The following is a 19,200-nucleotide window of genomic DNA, read 5'->3' as shown; positions in this document are numbered from 1 at the left end:
TGATTTCAAACCAAACCTATTCAACCATGAAAAAATTTACATTCTTTCTCATTTCCATGCTGATCGGTGTCGCGGGGTTTTCGCAGGGGCCGAAAATCACACATAAAGCTGATCCTACAATGAACGTTGACCTGCTCAACGAAAACATCCTGATGCAAGCATCCGTTAAACGGCTTCCGGCAGTTTCGAAAGCCGAAGGCACACGCGATCTCAGCACCGTGGCACTGGGAAGTTCCAGCAACGGATTAACTGTACTAAGCAATGCCTGTAATGTTGTGGTGGCCGATAATACCACCAAGGCCGTCGCTTTTATTCATCGCAATAATGCCGGCGCATTCGGAGGTACAAGTTCACAATACCGGTTCGATGCGTCGAAAGACGGAGGTATCACCTTCATCAACAACATCGGTGCACTGAATCCAAACACGGATGGAGCAGGTGCCGGCGGAAAAAACGGACGCTATCCGCAGGCGGCGCTTATTAATCCTTCCGGCACCGCTGTTCCGGACAGTCTTTACCTGGTGTATGAAGGAACCTGGCACAATGGAGATGCTTCCGCCCCGCTTAATACGTGGGAAGGCACCATATCAGGCGTTGGCCAGCTGGATGGTGATGTGCTGTCTTATACCGAAGTAATTGATTCTGTAAATCATGGTGATGTGGGCATCTTTACATCGCTGGTAAGAGGAAAACCCGGTGAATACTGGACCATGGCTTCCGTGTATGATGAGGATGATATAGCCGGTTATGTGAATGACAGCAGCTTTGCATTGATTAAAGGCGTCTGGAATCCTGCCACGCGTAATGTGGAATGGTCTCTTTCCACCATCATCACCTTGCCTCCCGACCTTGCATTTGACGGAACCACTACATGGCTGGATCCGCTGATTGCCTTCGACCCGACCGGCATGAAAGGATGGATCGTGATCGGCGGCGATTTTATTGATGATGGCATTTATGTTTATCAACCGGTTTTCATGTCAACCAATGATGGCGGTGCAACATGGTCTGAACCAATCTACATCGACCTTACTGCATTTGATAATATCATGATTGATCTTGATCCCAATGGCACCGGCATTCCAACTACCGGTTATGAAGCCGGGCTGGTGGTAGACAAATATGGCAATCCGCACTACGTGAATGTTGTAGGCAACGGACAGGATTATGGTATTCTTTCTACCCTGCTCCTGCATTGTTATGATATAACCAAGCATGGCGACAACTGGGAAGCTATTCAATTGGATGCTGACAGCGTAGCCACTTTCCGCGGACCTGTGGGAACCACCACCACTTATACGGAAGACAACCGTTGTCAGGCCACCACTACGCCAGATGGCAGCAAAGTGTTTTTCACATGGATTGATACTGATCCTACCCTCGTTGACCCGAATGCAGATTACGATAATGTTTATCCCAACCTGTTTTCAAGAGGATTGGATATCAATTCCTGGCAGCTGAGCAATGAAGTGAAAAACTTCACGTACAATACTGACTGGGATGGAAGGGTAGCTATGCCGCATCTTGCACCTGTGAGTATGCGGGATGATGCAACAGGTACAACCACCATACCTGTTGTAATTGTTGAGCCGGTAGGTGATTTCGCATCCACCTGCAACTTCTGGTATTTTAGCAATGTAACTTACAGTGATACTGATTTTCCGACAACCGGTATCAATACGGTTAGCAACCAGGCTGCTTTAGAAGTAAGTGGTAACTATCCGAATCCTTTCAATGGTTCAACACAGTTTACCATACAGGTTGCGCAAACTTCTGCCGTTACTGTTAAAGTGCAGAATATGCTCGGAGAAATTTTCTCTACGCAGCAATACCATTTTGCAGCAGGTAAGCATAACCTGTCTATAGAAAAAGGCACCCTGGCTTCCGGTATCTATTTCTACACGGTGACAGCCGGCAACAATTCCGTTACACATAAGATGGTTGTTGAATAGTTTTTTGATTCAGCAATCCTTTTTAAAAGCAAAACCCCTGCACTACTGCGGGGGTTTTGTTTTTACCGGATGTTCGATGAATGTGGAGTCTCACCAAATAATAACTGCCGTTATACCTGATCATTTAACAACTTGCTTTCCAGTGATCCCTCTTTGTGCATGCTTTTATTCATCTCGATACTGGAATTTAGTTCGAAGCCGATAAGCAGGCTCAGCGAATTATAATTCAGCCAGATCATCAATACCAGTAATGTTCCGATAGAACCATAAAGCCTGTTATATTGTCCGAACTGATCGATCAGCCACGAAAATATGAGCGAACTGATAATGGAGAGAATGGTTGCCAGTGTAGCTCCGGCTGAAAAAAAACGCCAGCGGTTATGTGTGGCCGGGCCGAAATAATAGATGAGCGCAATAGAAAAATAAATAATTACCAGCACAGAAAACCACCTGATGGTGGTGAACCAGAAATACGTGGTTGAATCCTCTGCATGTATCAGGTGCATTACCCCCTTAATTATTCTTTCTCCACCGATAAATAACGTCACCGATACCACGAGCAGGAGAAATAAAAGCAACAGTATTTTAAATGCCACCAGTTGATTATTGATAAAGTTCCTTTTCCTGAAGGTGGGCAAAGCCTTGTCAAAAGCATTCATCAGGCTGATAACGCCCCTGCTGGCATAGTAGATGGAAAGAATTATACTGACGGACAGCAGGCCGCCCTGCTCGCGTGTCACGATGTCTTCTATCGTTTCGCTCAGCAGCACATAAACATTCTCGGGCATTACATCATTCAGTGTTGCCAGCAAGGCAGTTTGAAAATTGGGTACCGGTATGTAAGGAATCACCGTAAAAATTACCAGTATGGAAGGGAAGATGGCTACAAAAAAATTAAAGGAAATGGAAGATGCCCTGATAAGAATAGAGTCGCGTCCCATTTCCATAAACAGAAAAGAAAGCACTTCATAAACAGAAATATCGCGATGTCCCGGAAATCCCTTGATCTTGGAAAGTTCAACAAGCGTATTCCAGCCGCTGTACTTTTTTATGATATCTATGATGCTGCTCACGTCAGTGTTCAAGGTACGGCTTCAGTAAGTCCTGAACAAATGCAGGGCAGGAAACGGGTTTCCTGGTATCCTTGTCAATATAGACCAGGGTTGTTTCCGCTTTGTTGATTAACTCATCTTTCTGGTTATACATCTCATAAGTAAACTGATGGCGTACGAGCGGCATTTTGCTGATCATTGTTTTGATCCGTACTACGTCGTCATAATAAGCAGGCTTGATAAAGTGTATGTTGAGATCACGAACAGGCAACATGAAGCCGAGCTCTTCCATCTTCTTGTAGGAAATCCCGAGGCTTCGCATGGTTTCAACACGAGCCTGCTCATAGTAAAATGAATAATACCCGTAATACAGGTAGCCCATCATATCAACTTCTCCATACCTGACCCGTATTTCTATTTCGTGGATGTACATTGCCGACTGGGTTTTGAATTGCAGGATGACTGATTCATCCTGCTAACATGATTATCAATTTTCCTTGCTGCTGTTTCACTGCCTGCTTAACCATTGCTGATAGCGCTTCGCATTCAGCAGATGTTGCTGGTATGTTGCTGCAAACAGGTGTGTGCCCGGTTTATCCGGATTGGCGCAAAAATATAAATAATCATGCGGTGTGGCATTTAATACCGCGTCAATAGTTTTAATGGACGGAGTGCAGATTGGCCCCGGCGGAAGTCCTTCATGCAGATAGGTGTTATACGGTGAAAGAAATGCAAGATGCGTATGCAGCACTCTTGTGATGGTGAAATCTTTCATGGCAAACCGGATGGTCGGATCCGCCTGCAACAACATACCCTTTCTGATACGGTTCATATATACGACGGAAATCGTCCCTTTCTCCGCCTGGTAATTGGTTTCTTCTTCTACGATAGATGCCAGGATAATTACGCCGGTTGGCGAAAGCCCAAGCCCGGCTGCTTTCTCCAGGCGCGATGCATTCCAGAACCGGTCATATTCCTTCTTCATCCGCTGCATAAATTGTGTGGCGCTGGTATTCCATCTGCATTCGTAAGTATTGGGAATGATGAGTGACATTGCTGTTTCCTGGGTCAGCGCCATCGCACTTAATGCTGCATCATCATTGAGCCATTGCAGTAATGCAACAGAATCTGCTTCCAGCTTTCGTCCGACAAATCCAGCCAGTTCCTCTTTCAACCTGAATTTATTTAACACGAGTTTCACCGGCTCCTGCAATCCGCCACGGATCATTTTCACCAGTTCATAGTTATTCATCTGCGGCTGCAGTCGGTATTTACCCGGATGCACATTTTCCTGCAAATTCATTTTCGAGGCAACCCATTCGAATGCTTCTATGTTCTTTACGGTTTTCTTAGCCGTCAGGATTGCAAGCAACTGTTCATAATCTGTGCCCGTAGGGATGTAGAGATAATTTTTATCGTTCTCATAAATGATGTTGGGCGCATACACCCTGTGATAAAAATTATAACCGATCAGTAAAACAGATATGCCGGTAACTATTGCAAATGCAATGAGATACCTGTGCATACTGCCTTTTACTTTTTTTCTTCTTGCCATAGCATTCCCTTATTCCTGCTGTATTGTTTCTGCGTGAAGATTATTCATCCCGCAATACCTAATTTGTGTTGAACTGGTCTTGTCATTCCCTGACCCGAATTTACAATGCATCAGATACGGCTTCCTGTCTTCCATCATACACTGCTTCAGAAATTATATCAACTTTCCAGTTCCCTCAACACCAATCTCGCTTTTTCATTTTTCGGATTTATCTTCAGCACCCGCAGTGCCAGTATTTTTGCCTCTGCATTTTTGCGCTGTACCACCAGCAAAGCAATCTTATTCATCAGTGCCTGTTCATAGTCGGGATCGAGCGACAATGCATGTTCATACAGGGAATCAGCTTTTTCAAAATCACTGTGCAGGAAATAGATATAACCCAGATTGCAAAAGGCCGGTGCATATTCAGGATTGGCTGTCACGATCTTATTAAACACATCAACTGCCTCCGTATATTTTTCCAGTGCCACCTGCACCGTTCCAAGTTTATTGGCAAATTCAGGATTTGCCGGCCGCAGGTCAACAGCCCTTTTGTAGAAATCAAATGCGCGCAAAAAATTACCTGCCTGGTAATTCGCCTCACCGATGCGGTAGGCCGTCCATGCATCCGAAACACCGGAAGCCTTTAGGTCTGCTGACTTTGCAACGAGTTGCGTATAATCTTTCTTCAGGTAAAAATACCGGAGCTGCGCATACAGATATTGCCTGTCCTTTGTTTCCTGCACTCTTGCAAGGTATACACCGGCTGAATCGAGCAGATAAGGCTGTGGTGAGAAGGCTTCAAATGTCTGCAGGTATCCTTCTGCCATCAGCAAGGCGGAAGGATTTTTTGTGGTCATGCATTCCAGCCCGATGAACTGCTGAATCTCCTGCTTTTTGTCTTCAGTTACCGGCACCTGAACGCGATGATCATGCACCGTTACATGGGGAATGTCAAGCGTTTCCGAAACAGGCATGTGACATTCATAACAGTTATTCTTCGCAGCCATACGCTGCATGGATGATAACTTACAGCCGTTATTACTGTTGCTATGGCAGGAAGCACAGGCAGTATTGAAACGATCGGGCGGTGTGACCTTAACGCTGAGGTGCGGATCATGGCAGGTAAGGCAGGTCATCTGTGAATGAAGATAACATTGGCTTTGCTTCATCCTGTCGGCATGCGAAGCCATAATAAATTTACCATCACCTCCTTTGTACCGTGGCATAAAAACATTCATCACGCTGTTTAGCGGCTGCCCGGGCTTAAAGTCAAACATAGTCTTTCCGCTGTTCAACACTGAGATACCCTGCAGATGGCATCGCTGACATAATTCCACCTGCATATCACGAGAAAGCTTCGCAGGGTTCACGATAGTATAATCAATTGCAGTATCTGTATGAACAGTAATGCCCTTCAGTTTTTCATTCACGTGTACTTCACCCGGGCCGTGGCAACGTTCGCATTCAATGCCGCTTTTAATCACCGCGAACCTGTTTTCCGAAGTAGTATCAAAATCGGGATACATGTTATGGCAATTCATGCATTCAACGCTGATCATACGGTTCCATCGCGTGCTCAATCCGTCTTCAAAACCGGGTGGCAAATCCCAGACACCTTTCTGTGTATAAAAGGTAAGCGGAGCCTGATAAAGAAAACCATTCACCTGCCATAAATGCGAATTCGTATGCTGACCCGAACCCACGATATAGGTGATTTGCTGTATGCGTTTATAAATGGTATCCTTTCCCTCCAGCCTGTATTCCATAATATACAGCAGGCTATCTTTCCAGAAAGGCTGATAATAGAAATTTTTGTATGGATCATAAACGACGTTGTGACTGTCGAACTTTCCGGATGATTTCGCGGGTGATGCCATGTCCCAGCTTTTACCCATGCCCGTAGCCATGAAAGTTTCATAGATCTGCCGGTGACATGTTTTGCAACTGTTCATGCCTACATAATCGGCTGTATCGCTCCAGTTTCTGTATAGCAGCTTAGCGGTCTCCGCTTTTTGCGGGCCATTGCAATAGATGAAGAGCACGGCTATTCCGGAAAACAGGATGATAAAAAAACTGCGTTTATTCACGGAAGAGGTTGAATGCCAAATGTATTAATTGTTTGGCATCCCGGAACAGCCTGCTGTATTAAAAGCATGCCTGCATAAAAAAATGAGAATAACTTATTTATGGTAATGACTGTTACCTTCCGAATTTTAATTTCCATTCATCCATGCCACCAGTCACATTTTTCACATTTCTGAAACCAACCTGTTCCAGTATGGCGGCCGCCTGCATGCTTCTGCCGCCCATCTTACAGTGCACGATAATTTCATCTTCCTTCCAGTCTTCAAGTTCGGCTATCGCCATGATGAATGTAGAGAGCGGCAGGTTGATGGCTCCTATATTGAATTCTTCATATTCCCATGGCTCCCGCACATCTATGAGATGAAATGAATCACCCTGATCGAGCCGTGACTTTAGCTCTTCCACTGTAATATGCTGCATATAGTTATTGTTTGATGAATTTCTGGATGATATAGCGCCCTGTAATAACATCAGTGGCCTTCAGTAAATAGAATCCCGGGAGCAATTGATCAACTTTAACCGTTCGGCATTCCGGGCAACGCAGCAGAACCCTGCCTGCATTATCGAGTATATCGCATTGGTACCTGGCATTTCCTTCATAACGCAATATCAGGACATCATGCACCGGATTCGGAAAAACAGTAACGGGATAATCGTTGCCTGATGGCTCATCTGCGCTCACCTGAAATGGGATCGCCTTGCCCATCACAGGCCGCATCATTACCGTTCCCGGAAATTGAGAATCAATCCAATTGCTGTCAATGTTGTATTTAAGGTGACTGCTGCCATCAACGTTTAAGTCGAACCCGATATCTGTTTTAATATCAGCGGCAAATGAAGTTTGCTGAAAGCCGATGTAAAATGTATCGGTAACGATCACCGGACGGCTGAAACGGTAAAATTTAAATCCGTTAAGCTGGGAGGTAAACCTTGGCTTCAGAAAATCATCCCGGTATAAGGTATCCTCATCATTCAGTGCTGACCAAACTATCAGTGAAAAAAGATTCTGCCCCATATCTTCATCTGTATTCACAAAATGTATCTCAATGCCCTGCAGCGTGTCAGGCTCATTTACTATGTATTGCTGGGCCAGTGAAGCCGGTGAACCCAGCAGCCGGTAAGTGGCTTCAGCACTGCCATCATCATAGGCCATCACATTGGAAAAGACCTGTTCCCGTATGATTGTATCGTTCCTGGTATTGATATCACCCGTAGCGCCGACAATATAGCGTGTGGCAATGATTACGGTATCATTGAAAAAATCCTGGATATCGTAGGTAGCCAGTCTTACCTGTGCGGTATCGCTGGCATTGATGTTATTACTTTGCACCACAGATTCAAAAACGGAAGCGCCTGTTAATTTCTCCGCCGCATCAAAGTGATAACTCGTGTTTTTCACCGCATTGAAATTATTCTTCACCACCAGCAGATGTTCATCTGCTCTTTCTTTTTCCTGGTAGTTCTGAAACTGATGCCAGGGCATGGCCTGGTACGACTTCAGAATTGATGTAGGATATAATTGAACAGCCACATCATTAATCAGCGTATCTGCATGATTCCTGCCGCTATTCAGCCTTACATAATCTATGTGCCATTGATCGTAATTACCTATAATGCTCGCATAATTGCGGAAGCGGAATTGAAAATCATCATGAAAATATGCAGGCTTCGTGATACGCACCATCACTTGCTTAAATGGCTGAACGGAGCTTCCGTCATGAGCCCATATATGTTTCCAAGCACCGGTGTTATCTTTAAATTCCAGCATGATGGAATCACCAAAAGAAACGCCGTAATTAAATAAGTTAAACATTTGCGTGTTAGGCACATCGCCGATACCGCCGGGCTGATAGTAAAAGCTCAGGTAAACAGAGTCGGCTGATGAAAGGCTTCCGAGCAATACCGGTGTCGAGGTTACGATATCGGCTGAGTCAATGGAACTGAAGTTATAACTGACTGTATCATAGGGAATGCCATTACCATTTAACCCGTCCAGCGTGAGCACCCCGTAGGTAACCGGGTCGCGTGGGAATGAAAAGTTCAGATTTCCTCCGCTGTTTATCCATAAAGCAGGATCAGGATCAGGGCCCGGATACGAGAAATCATCAATAAAGGGTAACGCGACCGCAGACCGTGTGTTATTTTCCGGCTGCACATGATTCAATAAGGCCGGCTGATAACGGAGCGGCAGCAGCATCTCCTGTGCAAGCACTGAGTTATACCACAGGTTAATGCCAACTATCAACAGCATGCATCGCTCCTTATTACTGATCATCTGCTTTTTTATTAAAGTAATGTAATGTTTACAGTGTAAATAATTATTGAAGACTATTCCTGTGTATGATCATAATGCGCCGGTGACGTAACCAACACATCTATGCTGTCGCCTGCATTTATCATTATCGCTTCATCCATTCCCGCTTCAGGCACCTGTTGAATGATGATGGCATCCATTGAATCTTCCTTCACAAATCGGTCGTACTCCACGTTCCTGAGTACAAGCGAAGAACCTTCGAGTACGAATTTTGCTTCGCGCAGCGACATGCCTACCAGGTCTGGAACCTCAACAGCGGTATTGCCCGAACCATCACCCAACACCAGGTCAATGACTGATCCTTTCCTTATAAACTCTCCTGCAGCGATGGTTTTTCCTTCATACTGCTGCGAGAGAACTACATTTTTTGCAAGGTCAGGCTGATAGATCAGCTTTCCAACTTTCATGCTGTAGCTTTCCAGGATCATCGTTGCCTGCTTTAGCGATGCATCGGTGAGGTCAGGCATCTTCACCTCAGGCGCCATGGTAGCATTCACGGTAAGATAAACAGTGCGGCCGTCTTTCACTTTGGCTGCTGCATCCGGGTTCTGGTCAATTACTGCAAGTGCAGGGAGATTCGCATCGTAAGTGGAATCAGCCACTGCAAATGCGAGGTCACTCTTATGAAGCAGCGCCTTCGCCTCTTCCAGCGATTTACCCTTGAGATCCGGAACAGTAACCGAGGCTCCGTGTTTTGTGAAACTACGTACAAAGAACGCGAACAACACAAACACCGCTACATAAAATCCAACCGCTCCCAATACATTGTACAGGAATTTGCGGCTTTTAATAAAGGTCATGATGCTATCTGGCAACGGAACGGCGCTGTTTTTCGAAGCTAAATTCTAAAATTTTATCAATAAAATCGTAGGGCTTATAATGATTGATGGCTGCCTGGTGGAAGATTACTGTCGCTGGTGTCATTCCCGGTAACGAGTTCACTTCTATGATTATTGTTTCCACCCTGCCATCGTCGAAGATGCGAACGAAAGCATCAATCCTGCAGTAACCGCTGACCTGCAGAATTCTCGCGGCACGTTCAAGGTCTGCTTTCACAATGGCAGCAATCCTGTTATATGCCGCACTGTTTGCTGCAAACCTTGCCGGCGTGATATTCTGGCCCTGGCCTGCCAAAAATTTTTCTTCCAGCGACAGCACTTCATCGCCGGCCAGTGCTTCAGATGGTTCAAATACTTCAAACTCCATCTCACCGGCATCATTCATCCTGGTAAGCATGCCACCGGTAATCTCCAGGAAGTGGGCAGCTCCGTTTCTGCTGATCAGTTCTTCCACCAGCAGATGCTGCTTACGCGGAAATTCTTCGCCCTGCCTGAGTCCCAGGACAGCCGCATATTTTTTTGGCGGCAATTCCTTGTCCCTGAATAAAAGATGACAAAAGGCAGCCAGTTCATCACGAGAACTGATTTTTTTTACAGCAGAGCTACAGCCGTCATCAACAGGTTTACAGATGAATGGATAATGCATGGCTGTTGTGATGACATCATAAAATTTCTCCTCATCATTAAGCCAGCTTTCTTTACTTAACAGTAAATGGGAGGCTATAAGAAAACCATGGCTGCGCAGTAATTCATTCGTCTGGTATTTATTGATGGTGATCTGCGATGATAAAACTCCGGAACCATTATAGGGAATATTCAGCTGATCGAGTTGAGCCTGCAGTTGCCCGTCTTCGCCCGGCCTGCCATGCAGTGATATAAACACCCCATCCACCATTTCCTTCAGCTCGGTCAAGTCAATTTGCCGCGGCGCAAACACCACGGACGCTGATGCATACTTCGCTGTCAGCTGCCCACACTGTTTTTTTATCTTTTCTACAACAGGATGTTTTTTAAAATGGAGGATCTTATCGCGGATGTCATCAGCATTGTCTTTTAACAACAGGTTTACCGGAATCTGATGAAGCGTGAATTCCTTTTCATTTCCGGTAAGGAAAACCGGGATCGGTTCGTACTTGGTGGATGAGGCCAGCTTTTCAAAAATATTTCTGCCGCTCTCCACCGATATGTGTCGCTCAGAAGAATAGCCACCCAGGATGACGGCAATTTTCTTTTTTTCCGCAGCCAGGCCCTTCAGTGCGGCAATTTTCTCGTCAAGTATCTTCAACAAATCGCGGTACGCGGCAGTACGCGATTGTGACTGAATGCGCTCAAAAACTGATGTCCTGATAATATAGGTAAGAAACTGTGAAGGGTTGAGGCCGATCTCAGCGGCCTGGTGAAAAAAGAAGGACGACGGTAACATGCCTGAAGTCGTATTGGGATCATTAAGAAAAATTTTTTTGGTTTTCGTAATAAATCCGTCAATACGGGCATATACGTGGAATCCAAAGAAGAGAAAAAGATCCTCACAGCGTTTACGTATTTTCTCAATGTCTTCGTCAGGCAGATCTATTGGTGTAATTTTTCTTGTAAGCCCCGGCAGATATTTGGAACGGTAGTCATATACTTCCCTTCCTTTTTTAATTTCAGTGGGCGGGAGCGCCACAATGCCTCCGTTTTCATTCCGGATCACAATACAGGAAAACTCAGTGCCTTCGATAAACGCCTCCAGCTGCACCTCCTGCTCTTCATAGATACTTTGTAAAAGCAAGTCATCCTCAACCTGGCTGAAATGATTTTGAATGAATGACAGAATGGCTTCAGGGTGATAAACAATGCCGGAACCTGTATTAAACGGAATACCGGTGCCGTCCTTTATTTCAGCAATGTTGCGTACCAGGTCGGCCTGCTCATCAGCACTGAGTTTTTTCCACTCTGAAGCGGTAATCCGGCGTATAAAAAAAGCTGCATCAACAGCCTTATGGAATGCAGTTTCTCCTGCTGTGTGAATAATCGTTACACCGATAGATGAACCCTGATTGGCCGGCCTCACCACGAAGGGCAGACCTAACTTCTTCTTTGCATGCTTCAGCATATCCTTCTGCTGTGTACCAGTCAGCCAGTCATCGCGCCTGATGACGATACTCTTCGCCACTTCAGCGCCGGCTTCTTTCATCAGGTTCTTCTGAAAGACTTTATTCATGCCAATGGCGGACGGAAGTATGCCTGATCCCGAATATGGGATGTTCAACCACTCGAGGATTCCCTGAATAGAGCCGTCTTCACCCCAGGCGCCATGCAATGCCAGGAAACCAAAGTCCATCAGCTTCTTAAGATCCTCCACTACAAGCCGCTTGCCTACTTTGGCGATCAGTACATCTACCTCCTCATCGGTGAGTTCACCCAGTGACTCTACATATATCTGGAAATTGTGCGGCGTATAGGGCAAGGAGGAGATCGGCGGAAAAAAATCACGAATGGTTCCTTTATAGATGAATTGCCAGTCGAGCAGTATGAAGTTTCCCTTCGAATCAACAAAAACGGGTATTGCTTCAAACAGGTTCTTATCAAGGTTATCATACACCGTTCTGCCTCCGGCAAATGATATCTCCCTTTCGCGTGAAGCACCGCCAAAAAATATTCCAATCCGGATCATGGTGCGCAAAGGTAATGATCGGAAGGAAAAGAAATTTTTTGCCATTCCACAGCTTGGTCAATGGTGGATTCAATTTGAAAAGTTCATATTGACAGGCAATGTGGTGCTGCCGGTTTTCAGCCTGCTGATTCACGGCAGCCGTTTATTTTCATCCGGCTGTTTCATTCAAACTCATTTGAATCAGGATGGCCGGCTGACTGATTTTCAGTAATAAGCCGTTTATTTTTTATTTAGAATTGTTCTAAATAACATTTATTTTGCGCCGTGATGATTCAGCAGCAAATCAGAGATGGACTTTATTTTCAGGTGAGTCCGATGGCGCAGGAAGCGGAATGCAATGCTGCTCTGCAGCGCAGCGACCGCCATGTATCACTCACGTGCCGGTTCACCCCTGCTGACACGTGCGCAGATTATCATCCGGCAGCGCGGTCCTATCAAATCATCTTTAAGTTTGACCTTCCATACCTGCAATCATTTTCAGCTGCCGGTGATGGCTTTGTTGACGGTATCTTTCCCGAGCATCAACAGCAGGCCATGTGTTGCAACAGTCAGTTGTTGTTGCATGAAATTCTATCCTGTGAACTGCAGGGCATTTTCAGGAATATGTTCCTGGAAAGCAAAGCACTTGCCTTGCTCTTGTGTTTCAGCAAGAGCCATGCTGTTTTCGACACAGCCTGCAGCACCTGCAAATTCCTCAGCCGGCCAATGGAAAAGGAAAAACTCTTCAAGGCAAGAGCCATCATTTTAGAGAACCTGAGCGATCCTCCCACTATACCGGAACTTTCTTTGCGAACCGGCATCAATCAATGTTACCTGAAAAAAGGATTCAAAGAATTATTCGGTACCACGGTGTACGATTTTGTGCAGGAACAAAGGATGCAAAAGGCGAAGATGCTACTTGTCACCAACGGCCATTCCGTTGCAGAGGTGGCACAAGCTGTAGGATTTTCGAGCACCGGCAATTTTAGCCAGGCATTCAAAAGAATCACCGGCATTTTCCCCAGTGCGCTACAGCGGAATTAATGAGGTGTCTGCTATTGTAAGAATTCCATCATCATTCCGGATACTATTTACCAAAACATGTTGCTGGAAAGAGGTCTCTATCTTTCCTTCCTGCAAGTTCGATTGGCAACCATTTGCTGCATTTTTGAAATGAAGACAGTCGATGATGTGGTTTGATGCTATGCCCTACTAAATTTATTTGCATCTTGATACTTTACTTCAAATACAGGCTACATTTCTTCGATTGTGAGTAATACTTATTTCCAGTTCAAGCAATTTCGTATCGAACAGGACCAATGTGCCATGAAGGTATCCACCGATGCCTGTATACTGGGCGCTTTTACCCCTGCAACGGCGAAAGGGCGAATGCTTGATATCGGTACCGGCAGCGGCCTGCTATCCCTGATGCTGGCACAACGAAGCAACAGTTTGATTGATGCGGCAGAATTAGATGAGCCCAGTTTTCAGCAGGCGGCAGATAACGTGGCGAACAGTAACTGGAAAGACCGTATCCGGGTGATTCACACAGATATCAGGATGTATCATGCCAGTCCAAAATACGCGTTGATCATCTGTAATCCTCCTTTTTATGAAAACCATTTTCAATCTCCTTCGCTTAAAAAAAACAAGGCAAAACATGCCTTGCAATTATCCTATCAGGAATTACTGGAAGTGGTGAAACGAAATTTAGAACCGGATGGAATTTTCTCCGTTCTGCTGCCATCAAACTCCGCAGAAAGATTCATGCAGCTGGCAGGAGGCGTTGCATTGCAGGCATGTAAACGCATGCTCATAAAGGAACGTGATCACCATCCTGTCAAACGGCAGATTATTTTGTTTTCAACCAATCTTGATTTGCCGCTGACAGAAACAACACTCACGATACGCGATACCGATGGCCACTATTCCACGGAATTCAGGCAGCTTTTGCATCCATACTATCTGCATCTTTGATTTACCTGCAAAAACTAACATGCAGGCAACTGCATAACCTTTGTCCACAATTGCCTACACTTGGCAAGCTGCCTGTTGAGTATTCATTCGACGGCAGGCCTCACTATCCGGTATATTTGTCATTCTTAAAAATAAACACAGCACGATTGCGTTCTTAAGCCGATTTTTCCCTATGACATTATTCCTTCAGATTACACAAACAGCCATTGACACAGCGTCGAATGCCGGTATTGTAAATCCGCCTGTAACCGCTACTGCCGAACCGCTGAGCCTCCTGAGCCTTATCCTGAAAGGCGGCCCGATTATGTATCCATTGGTGATATTATCGCTGCTCGCCGTGTATTTTGCGGCAGAAAGGTTCCTTGTGATCAGAAGGGCATCAAAGATTGATCAGAATTTCATGTCGAACATACGCGACTACCTCCTTACCGGTAAGATGGAGCCAGCCATCATGTTATGCAGAAATACCAACACACCTATTGCAAGGTTGCTGGGCAAAGGCATCAAACGTATAGGCAAGCCAATCAAGGAAGTGGAATCGGCGGTAGAAAGTGAAGGCAGGCTGGAAATATATAAGCTCGACAGGAATATGAATTACCTCGCCATCATTGCTGCCATCGCACCCATGATGGGATTTATCGGCACCATTTCAGGCGTAATAAAAATTTTCTATACCATATCGGTGGAAAAAGTGATCAGTATTGATGGCATTGCAGGCGGCCTGTATGAGAAAATGATTACATCCGCGGCGGGACTGCTTGTCGGCATATTTGCTTATGTATGTTTTAACCTGTTGAACAACATGATTGACCGGGTGTCCTACATGCTCGAAGCCAATGCAGTTGACTTTATTGACCTCATTCAGGAACCTACCGCATGAGATTCAGGAGAAATACCAGGATGAAGGCGGAGGTCTCCACCTCATCATTGAATGATATCATGTTCATGCTGCTGTTGTTTTTTCTTATCATTTCCACCATGATGAATCCTTCCGTGATCAAACTCACGCTGCCGAAATCAACCAACAGTGAACAAACGGTAGCCAAGAAGATGGTAACACTGAGTATTGATCACAATATGAATTATGCCGTTGATGACCGGCCTGTCGCATATCCCGACCTGGAATCGGCACTTGCTGCTAAACTGGCAACCATGAATGAACCAACGATTGTGCTTCGTGTAGATAATTTGCTTACGGTACAGGATGTGGTGGATGTAATTGACATCGGAACAAAGCTGAAAGCGAAGATGGTGCTGGCCACGAATAAGAAAAAATAACTGACCTCCCGTCATTCGCTGACGATGCACAACGAAAAAAGAAATCACGGATTATCATACCCACTTGCCATGCACGTTATTGATTCTTCCAACTTTCTTAAACATGCGGTAGATATCAACCCCGGGTTTGATGAAGAAAATGTGCGGAACGACAGGAAGAGCAAACTCAGCGGCATCGGTATCACGCTGGCCGTTCACGGCATACTCATTCTTATCCTGTTCTTTTTCTTCACCCTCACACCTCCTGACCCGCCATTATCTGATCAGGGAGTTTTCCTGAATATCGGACTGGTGGAGGAAGGCTCCGGGGAAGTGCAGCCAATGGGTATTGCTGAAGAGCTGGTTGCCCCTGCTCCAGCCCAAGCAAGCAATGCCACACAGCAACAACGGAATAATGATATCATTACGCAGGAAAACGAAGATGCCCCTGCTATTCCTAAAAAAGAAACATCCAGAAACACCACCAACACTGCTTCACCTTCCACGACGCCTAAAAACATTACCGCTCCAACTTCCGTTGCACCTCCGAAGCCACAGCCCAAGGCATTGTATCCGGGAAGCACCGCCAATAACAGTACAAGCGAAGGAACAGGCAACAAGACAGGCGATCAGGGCAAGCCAAACGGCAGTCCTTTCGGCGACAGCTATGAAGGTAATCCAGGCATTGGAGGCCCGGGGCTTGGCGGCGATGGCGGCAAGGCTCAATTGGGCATGAGCGGAAGAAAAATAATTTACTTTCCTTCCATCATTGACAACTCACAGCGAACGGGAAAGGTGGTCGTGAATATTAAAGTAGACAAAACCGGTACCGTAACTTTTGCAAAAGCCACGCAAAAAGGATCTACCACCACCGACTCGTACCTTTTTCAACTTGCAGAAGAAGCGGCGATGAAGACAAAGGTGAATGCCGATCCGGATGCAGCCGAGGAACAGTTTGGCACTATCACTTATACCTTCCGTGTGAAATGATGAATGCCTGCGCTCTTAATTCCCAGTTATTTTCCGGATAACATGCTGAGCATCGCTACCTTTCGTAAAATGGCTTTGTCTTTTGAGGGGACAACCGAAGCGCCGCATTTTGATTTAACCTCTTTTCGGGTGAATAAGAAAATATTTGCAACCCTCCATATTCAAAAACAAAGAGCGACCGTTAAACTTTCAGTAAAAGATCAGGATTTGTTTTGCCTCTACGACAAAACGGTAATGTATCCTGTACCTAATAAATGGGGCGGACATGGCTGGACTCATATCAACTTAAAAACGATTAAGAAAGAAATGTGTGCTGATGCCCTTGCTGCAGCCTATCATGATGCAACGATGCAAAAAATTTCACGCAGAGATAAATAGCCATTTCGGATAACCGGCGGATAATTTGTCCGAACTTGTTCATGATTTTTTCCAGCTGCACGCCTGGTAAATCAATGATTATTCCTCTAAAGTCGCTAACCCATGTTTAAACTGAAAACGTTTTTGACAAAAGCAAAGAGACAAGAATTAACTTATCTCGTTATCATCACCTTATCCGCGCTTTTTTACGGTTGTGAACCTGTCGTAACTTTTAATGAGCCTCAGCCTGCTGGTGTTGATGATTTGCCTGCATTTCCAGTGCGTTTACAGGGAAACTACCTGAGTCTTGCCGACAGCTCCACGTTAATGATAAGCGATAAATTGATGCAGCGCCAGTACGATGTGTATTATAAGACGCATCGCAATAAGCTCGACAGTAATGAAATACTTATTGGCGACACGCTTATCAACGTGAAGACCAAAGAGAAAAACATCATATTATTTGATGGCGACAGTATTATAAATCACCTTCGCTATACCGACACATTAATTTTGCTGGACGCCGACAATGTTGTCCGTAAATGGAAAGGTTATTATTTCATCAACAGCCGTTACAATGGTGACAGCTGGGAGGTAAGGAAAATTAAGCTGTCGGGAGGGAAACTGATCATCAGCAGTATTGCTTCAAAGGCGGCACTTGATGAGCTGCAGGAAATGACATCATCCGAGCAAGATACGATCGCGCCTTATACATTTTCCGTTAACAGGCAGCAGTTCAGCAAATTTGTGCAGCACAACGGCTTCAGTGATGACGAGGTATTTGTACAATGGAAAAGCGATAACCATTGATTTACGATTGCAACAAGAACGGAACCTGCGCTGCATTTAATCCATCAAGATGCGCATATATGCAAGGCATAGCACTTCACCTCCGTCAAATCAGTGCAATACGTTATTGCCGGTGTGGATAGCAATGTTCTTACTTTACTAAGAAGCTATCTCAAAATACCCGGAGTCTCCCTGTCCTGATTAATAGGGGCCAGGATATCTTCTGTTCATTGACAGATGCCTAAATAAATCCGGTATGACTGCATTGATTGCCCATTTTGTGACAGCTTCCCGTAAAATTGATTTTCTTTGATAGCTGAGTTAATGCGACCAATTCAGGAAACACTGACGTTGCACCTGAAGAATTTCTTCGCAGTGATAATGAGAAGTCCGCAATGAAGAACAGTATGCTGCTCCGTGTCTTTTGCCGTTACAGAACGAAAGTCCGTAACTGTGCCTTAATTTCAATGTTACCGCTGCTTGCCTTTTTCACACCGGTTATCTGCATTGCGCAGGCAAATAGCCGCAATGAAACTGCTGTTGCTTATGGCAATAATAAATCCGCAGGGCACTATGCGAACATCCATGGCATTCAACTGTACTATGAGACCTACGGCAGTGGCATGCCACTCCTGATGCTGCATGGCAATGGCGGTGCAATAGATGCATTCAGCGCGCAGATTCCATTCTTTGAAAAATATTATCGTGTTATCGCAGTTGACAGCCGGTTACAGGGCAAGTCGGGCGGTGCAGACGATACACTTTCCTACGATATGATGGCTGATGATTTTTGCGCATTACTCGATTTCCTGCATATAGACTCAGCTTATGTGCTGGGCTGGAGTGATGGCGGCATCAATGCCCTGCTCATGGCACTGAAATGCCCGGCAATGGTGAAAGCGATTGCCGTCAGTGGAGCCAATGTTGTTCCTGATACAACAGCGTTTGATGCATCCATAATTAATGATATGATTGCCACAGTAAACAGGAAAGACATCACCAGGGTGGAACGAACACTGAATAACATGATGATCAATCAGCCCAATATTGCTTACCGCGAACTTGGAAAAATAACGTGTCCTGCTTTGGTCATGGCAGGTGACCATGATCTAATCCGTCCTGAGCATACCTTAAAAATATACCAGTCATTACCGCATGCTCAACTGTGTATTTTTCCGGATTCCGAGCATGGCGTTTGCCAACAACATCCTGAGTTGTTCAATGAAACGGTGTACACCTTTTTTCAGCAGTGCGACAAATAGCAGAAAGGCACATTTTGCAACTGATCTGGGTATTCCCGAAAATGTTTTTAGATCTATACTACACATGAGCAAATTATGATACGGATGCTTTTTTGCAGTTCAATATTATTGTGTGGCAATAATGAATGGGGTTTCCTTTGTTGCTGGACATACT

At 45.2% G+C, this 19,200-nt stretch carries 17 protein-coding genes; 9 read left to right on the top strand and 8 right to left on the bottom strand.

Features of this window, described 5'->3' with window-relative positions:
* The first annotated feature begins 26 nt into the window (after positions 1-26).
* Positions 27-1,952, top strand: a complete 1,926-nt coding sequence (locus K1X61_13650; GenBank protein MBX7109691.1) for a T9SS type A sorting domain-containing protein — start codon at positions 27-29, stop codon at positions 1,950-1,952.
* Between the two features lie 110 nt (positions 1,953-2,062).
* Here the strand turns inward: K1X61_13650 and K1X61_13645 are convergent, their stop codons facing one another.
* The 8 genes from K1X61_13645 to K1X61_13610 all read right to left on the bottom strand — a co-directional run bounded on the left by K1X61_13645 (position 2,063) and on the right by K1X61_13610 (position 12,435).
* Positions 2,063-3,025 (bottom strand): YihY/virulence factor BrkB family protein, encoded by a 963-nt coding sequence (locus K1X61_13645; GenBank protein MBX7109690.1) that lies wholly within the window; start codon positions 3,023-3,025, stop codon positions 2,063-2,065.
* Position 3,026: 1 nt separating this feature from the next.
* The gene (locus tag K1X61_13640) at positions 3,027-3,437 is read right to left on the bottom strand and encodes an acyl-CoA thioesterase (protein MBX7109689.1); all 411 of its coding nucleotides are present in this window, start codon (positions 3,435-3,437) and stop codon (positions 3,027-3,029) included.
* 75 nt (positions 3,438-3,512) lie between these two features.
* Complete coding sequence (gene mltG, locus K1X61_13635; protein ID MBX7109688.1) at positions 3,513-4,559, bottom strand: endolytic transglycosylase MltG; 1,047 nt, start codon at positions 4,557-4,559, stop codon at positions 3,513-3,515.
* 158 nt (positions 4,560-4,717) lie between these two features.
* Entirely contained in the window at positions 4,718-6,628 is a 1,911-nt protein-coding gene (locus K1X61_13630) for a tetratricopeptide repeat protein (protein ID MBX7109687.1), read from the bottom strand.
* Between the two features lie 112 nt (positions 6,629-6,740).
* Complete coding sequence (locus K1X61_13625; GenBank protein MBX7109686.1) at positions 6,741-7,046, bottom strand: rhodanese-like domain-containing protein; 306 nt, start codon at positions 7,044-7,046, stop codon at positions 6,741-6,743.
* A gap of 4 nt (positions 7,047-7,050) precedes the next feature.
* Positions 7,051-8,901 (bottom strand): T9SS type A sorting domain-containing protein, encoded by a 1,851-nt coding sequence (locus K1X61_13620; protein ID MBX7109685.1) that lies wholly within the window; start codon positions 8,899-8,901, stop codon positions 7,051-7,053.
* Between the two features lie 53 nt (positions 8,902-8,954).
* Complete coding sequence (locus tag K1X61_13615) at positions 8,955-9,740, bottom strand: PASTA domain-containing protein (protein ID MBX7109684.1); 786 nt, start codon at positions 9,738-9,740, stop codon at positions 8,955-8,957.
* A gap of 4 nt (positions 9,741-9,744) precedes the next feature.
* On the bottom strand, positions 9,745-12,435 hold the full coding sequence (locus K1X61_13610; protein MBX7109683.1) for a hypothetical protein: 2,691 nt from the start codon (positions 12,433-12,435) through the stop codon (positions 9,745-9,747).
* Between the two features lie 267 nt (positions 12,436-12,702).
* Between K1X61_13610 and K1X61_13605 the strand changes: the two genes are divergently transcribed.
* The 8 genes from K1X61_13605 to K1X61_13570 all read left to right on the top strand — a co-directional run bounded on the left by K1X61_13605 (position 12,703) and on the right by K1X61_13570 (position 19,046).
* Positions 12,703-13,458 (top strand): AraC family transcriptional regulator, encoded by a 756-nt coding sequence (locus tag K1X61_13605; GenBank protein ID MBX7109682.1) that lies wholly within the window; start codon positions 12,703-12,705, stop codon positions 13,456-13,458.
* Positions 13,459-13,740: 282 nt separating this feature from the next.
* Positions 13,741-14,391, top strand: coding sequence for a methyltransferase (locus K1X61_13600; protein ID MBX7109681.1), 651 nt, complete (start codon positions 13,741-13,743; stop codon positions 14,389-14,391).
* Positions 14,392-14,563: 172 nt separating this feature from the next.
* The gene (locus tag K1X61_13595) at positions 14,564-15,271 is read left to right on the top strand and encodes a MotA/TolQ/ExbB proton channel family protein (protein MBX7109680.1); all 708 of its coding nucleotides are present in this window, start codon (positions 14,564-14,566) and stop codon (positions 15,269-15,271) included.
* Positions 15,268-15,669, top strand: coding sequence for a biopolymer transporter ExbD (locus K1X61_13590; protein ID MBX7109679.1), 402 nt, complete (start codon positions 15,268-15,270; stop codon positions 15,667-15,669). The genes K1X61_13595 and K1X61_13590 overlap by 4 nt, the downstream gene beginning before the upstream one ends.
* Before the next feature lie 69 nt (positions 15,670-15,738).
* On the top strand, positions 15,739-16,638 hold the full coding sequence (locus tag K1X61_13585) for a hypothetical protein (protein MBX7109678.1): 900 nt from the start codon (positions 15,739-15,741) through the stop codon (positions 16,636-16,638).
* A 42-nt stretch (positions 16,639-16,680) separates the two neighbouring features.
* Positions 16,681-17,016, top strand: coding sequence for an MmcQ/YjbR family DNA-binding protein (locus tag K1X61_13580; protein MBX7109677.1), 336 nt, complete (start codon positions 16,681-16,683; stop codon positions 17,014-17,016).
* Positions 17,017-17,118: 102 nt separating this feature from the next.
* The gene (locus tag K1X61_13575; GenBank protein MBX7109676.1) at positions 17,119-17,805 is read left to right on the top strand and encodes a hypothetical protein; all 687 of its coding nucleotides are present in this window, start codon (positions 17,119-17,121) and stop codon (positions 17,803-17,805) included.
* A 446-nt stretch (positions 17,806-18,251) separates the two neighbouring features.
* A complete protein-coding gene (locus tag K1X61_13570; protein ID MBX7109675.1) occupies positions 18,252-19,046 on the top strand; it encodes an alpha/beta hydrolase in 795 nt (264 codons plus the stop codon).
* The last annotated feature ends 154 nt before the right edge of the window (positions 19,047-19,200 follow it).

This window comes from Chitinophagales bacterium, assembly GCA_019694975.1.
Classification (GTDB): Bacteria; Bacteroidota; Bacteroidia; order Chitinophagales; family UBA10324; genus JACCZZ01.
The sequence above is the reverse complement of the archived record's forward strand: the minus strand, read 5'-3'. Positions and strand labels throughout refer to the sequence as shown.

Excerpts from the sequence above, each read along its gene's own strand:
- K1X61_13625 (MBX7109686.1), bottom strand. The coding sequence starts at position 7,046 with ATGCAGCATATTACAGTGGAAGAGCTAAAGTCACGGCTCGATCAGGGT.
- K1X61_13620 (MBX7109685.1), bottom strand. The coding sequence starts at position 8,901 with ATGATCAGTAATAAGGAGCGATGCATGCTGTTGATAGTTGGCATTAAC.
- K1X61_13590 (MBX7109679.1), top strand. The coding sequence starts at position 15,268 with ATGAGATTCAGGAGAAATACCAGGATGAAGGCGGAGGTCTCCACCTCA.
- K1X61_13585 (MBX7109678.1), top strand. The coding sequence starts at position 15,739 with ATGCACGTTATTGATTCTTCCAACTTTCTTAAACATGCGGTAGATATC.
- K1X61_13610 (MBX7109683.1), bottom strand. The coding sequence starts at position 12,435 with ATGATCCGGATTGGAATATTTTTTGGCGGTGCTTCACGCGAAAGGGAG.
- K1X61_13640 (MBX7109689.1), bottom strand. The coding sequence starts at position 3,437 with ATGTACATCCACGAAATAGAAATACGGGTCAGGTATGGAGAAGTTGAT.
- K1X61_13600 (MBX7109681.1), top strand. The coding sequence starts at position 13,741 with ATGAAGGTATCCACCGATGCCTGTATACTGGGCGCTTTTACCCCTGCA.
- K1X61_13650 (MBX7109691.1), top strand. The coding sequence starts at position 27 with ATGAAAAAATTTACATTCTTTCTCATTTCCATGCTGATCGGTGTCGCG.
- K1X61_13575 (MBX7109676.1), top strand. The coding sequence starts at position 17,119 with ATGTTTAAACTGAAAACGTTTTTGACAAAAGCAAAGAGACAAGAATTA.
- K1X61_13580 (MBX7109677.1), top strand. The coding sequence starts at position 16,681 with ATGCTGAGCATCGCTACCTTTCGTAAAATGGCTTTGTCTTTTGAGGGG.
- K1X61_13595 (MBX7109680.1), top strand. The coding sequence starts at position 14,564 with ATGACATTATTCCTTCAGATTACACAAACAGCCATTGACACAGCGTCG.
- K1X61_13570 (MBX7109675.1), top strand. The coding sequence starts at position 18,252 with ATGTTACCGCTGCTTGCCTTTTTCACACCGGTTATCTGCATTGCGCAG.
- K1X61_13605 (MBX7109682.1), top strand. The coding sequence starts at position 12,703 with ATGATTCAGCAGCAAATCAGAGATGGACTTTATTTTCAGGTGAGTCCG.
- mltG (MBX7109688.1), bottom strand. The coding sequence starts at position 4,559 with ATGGCAAGAAGAAAAAAAGTAAAAGGCAGTATGCACAGGTATCTCATT.
- K1X61_13615 (MBX7109684.1), bottom strand. The coding sequence starts at position 9,740 with ATGACCTTTATTAAAAGCCGCAAATTCCTGTACAATGTATTGGGAGCG.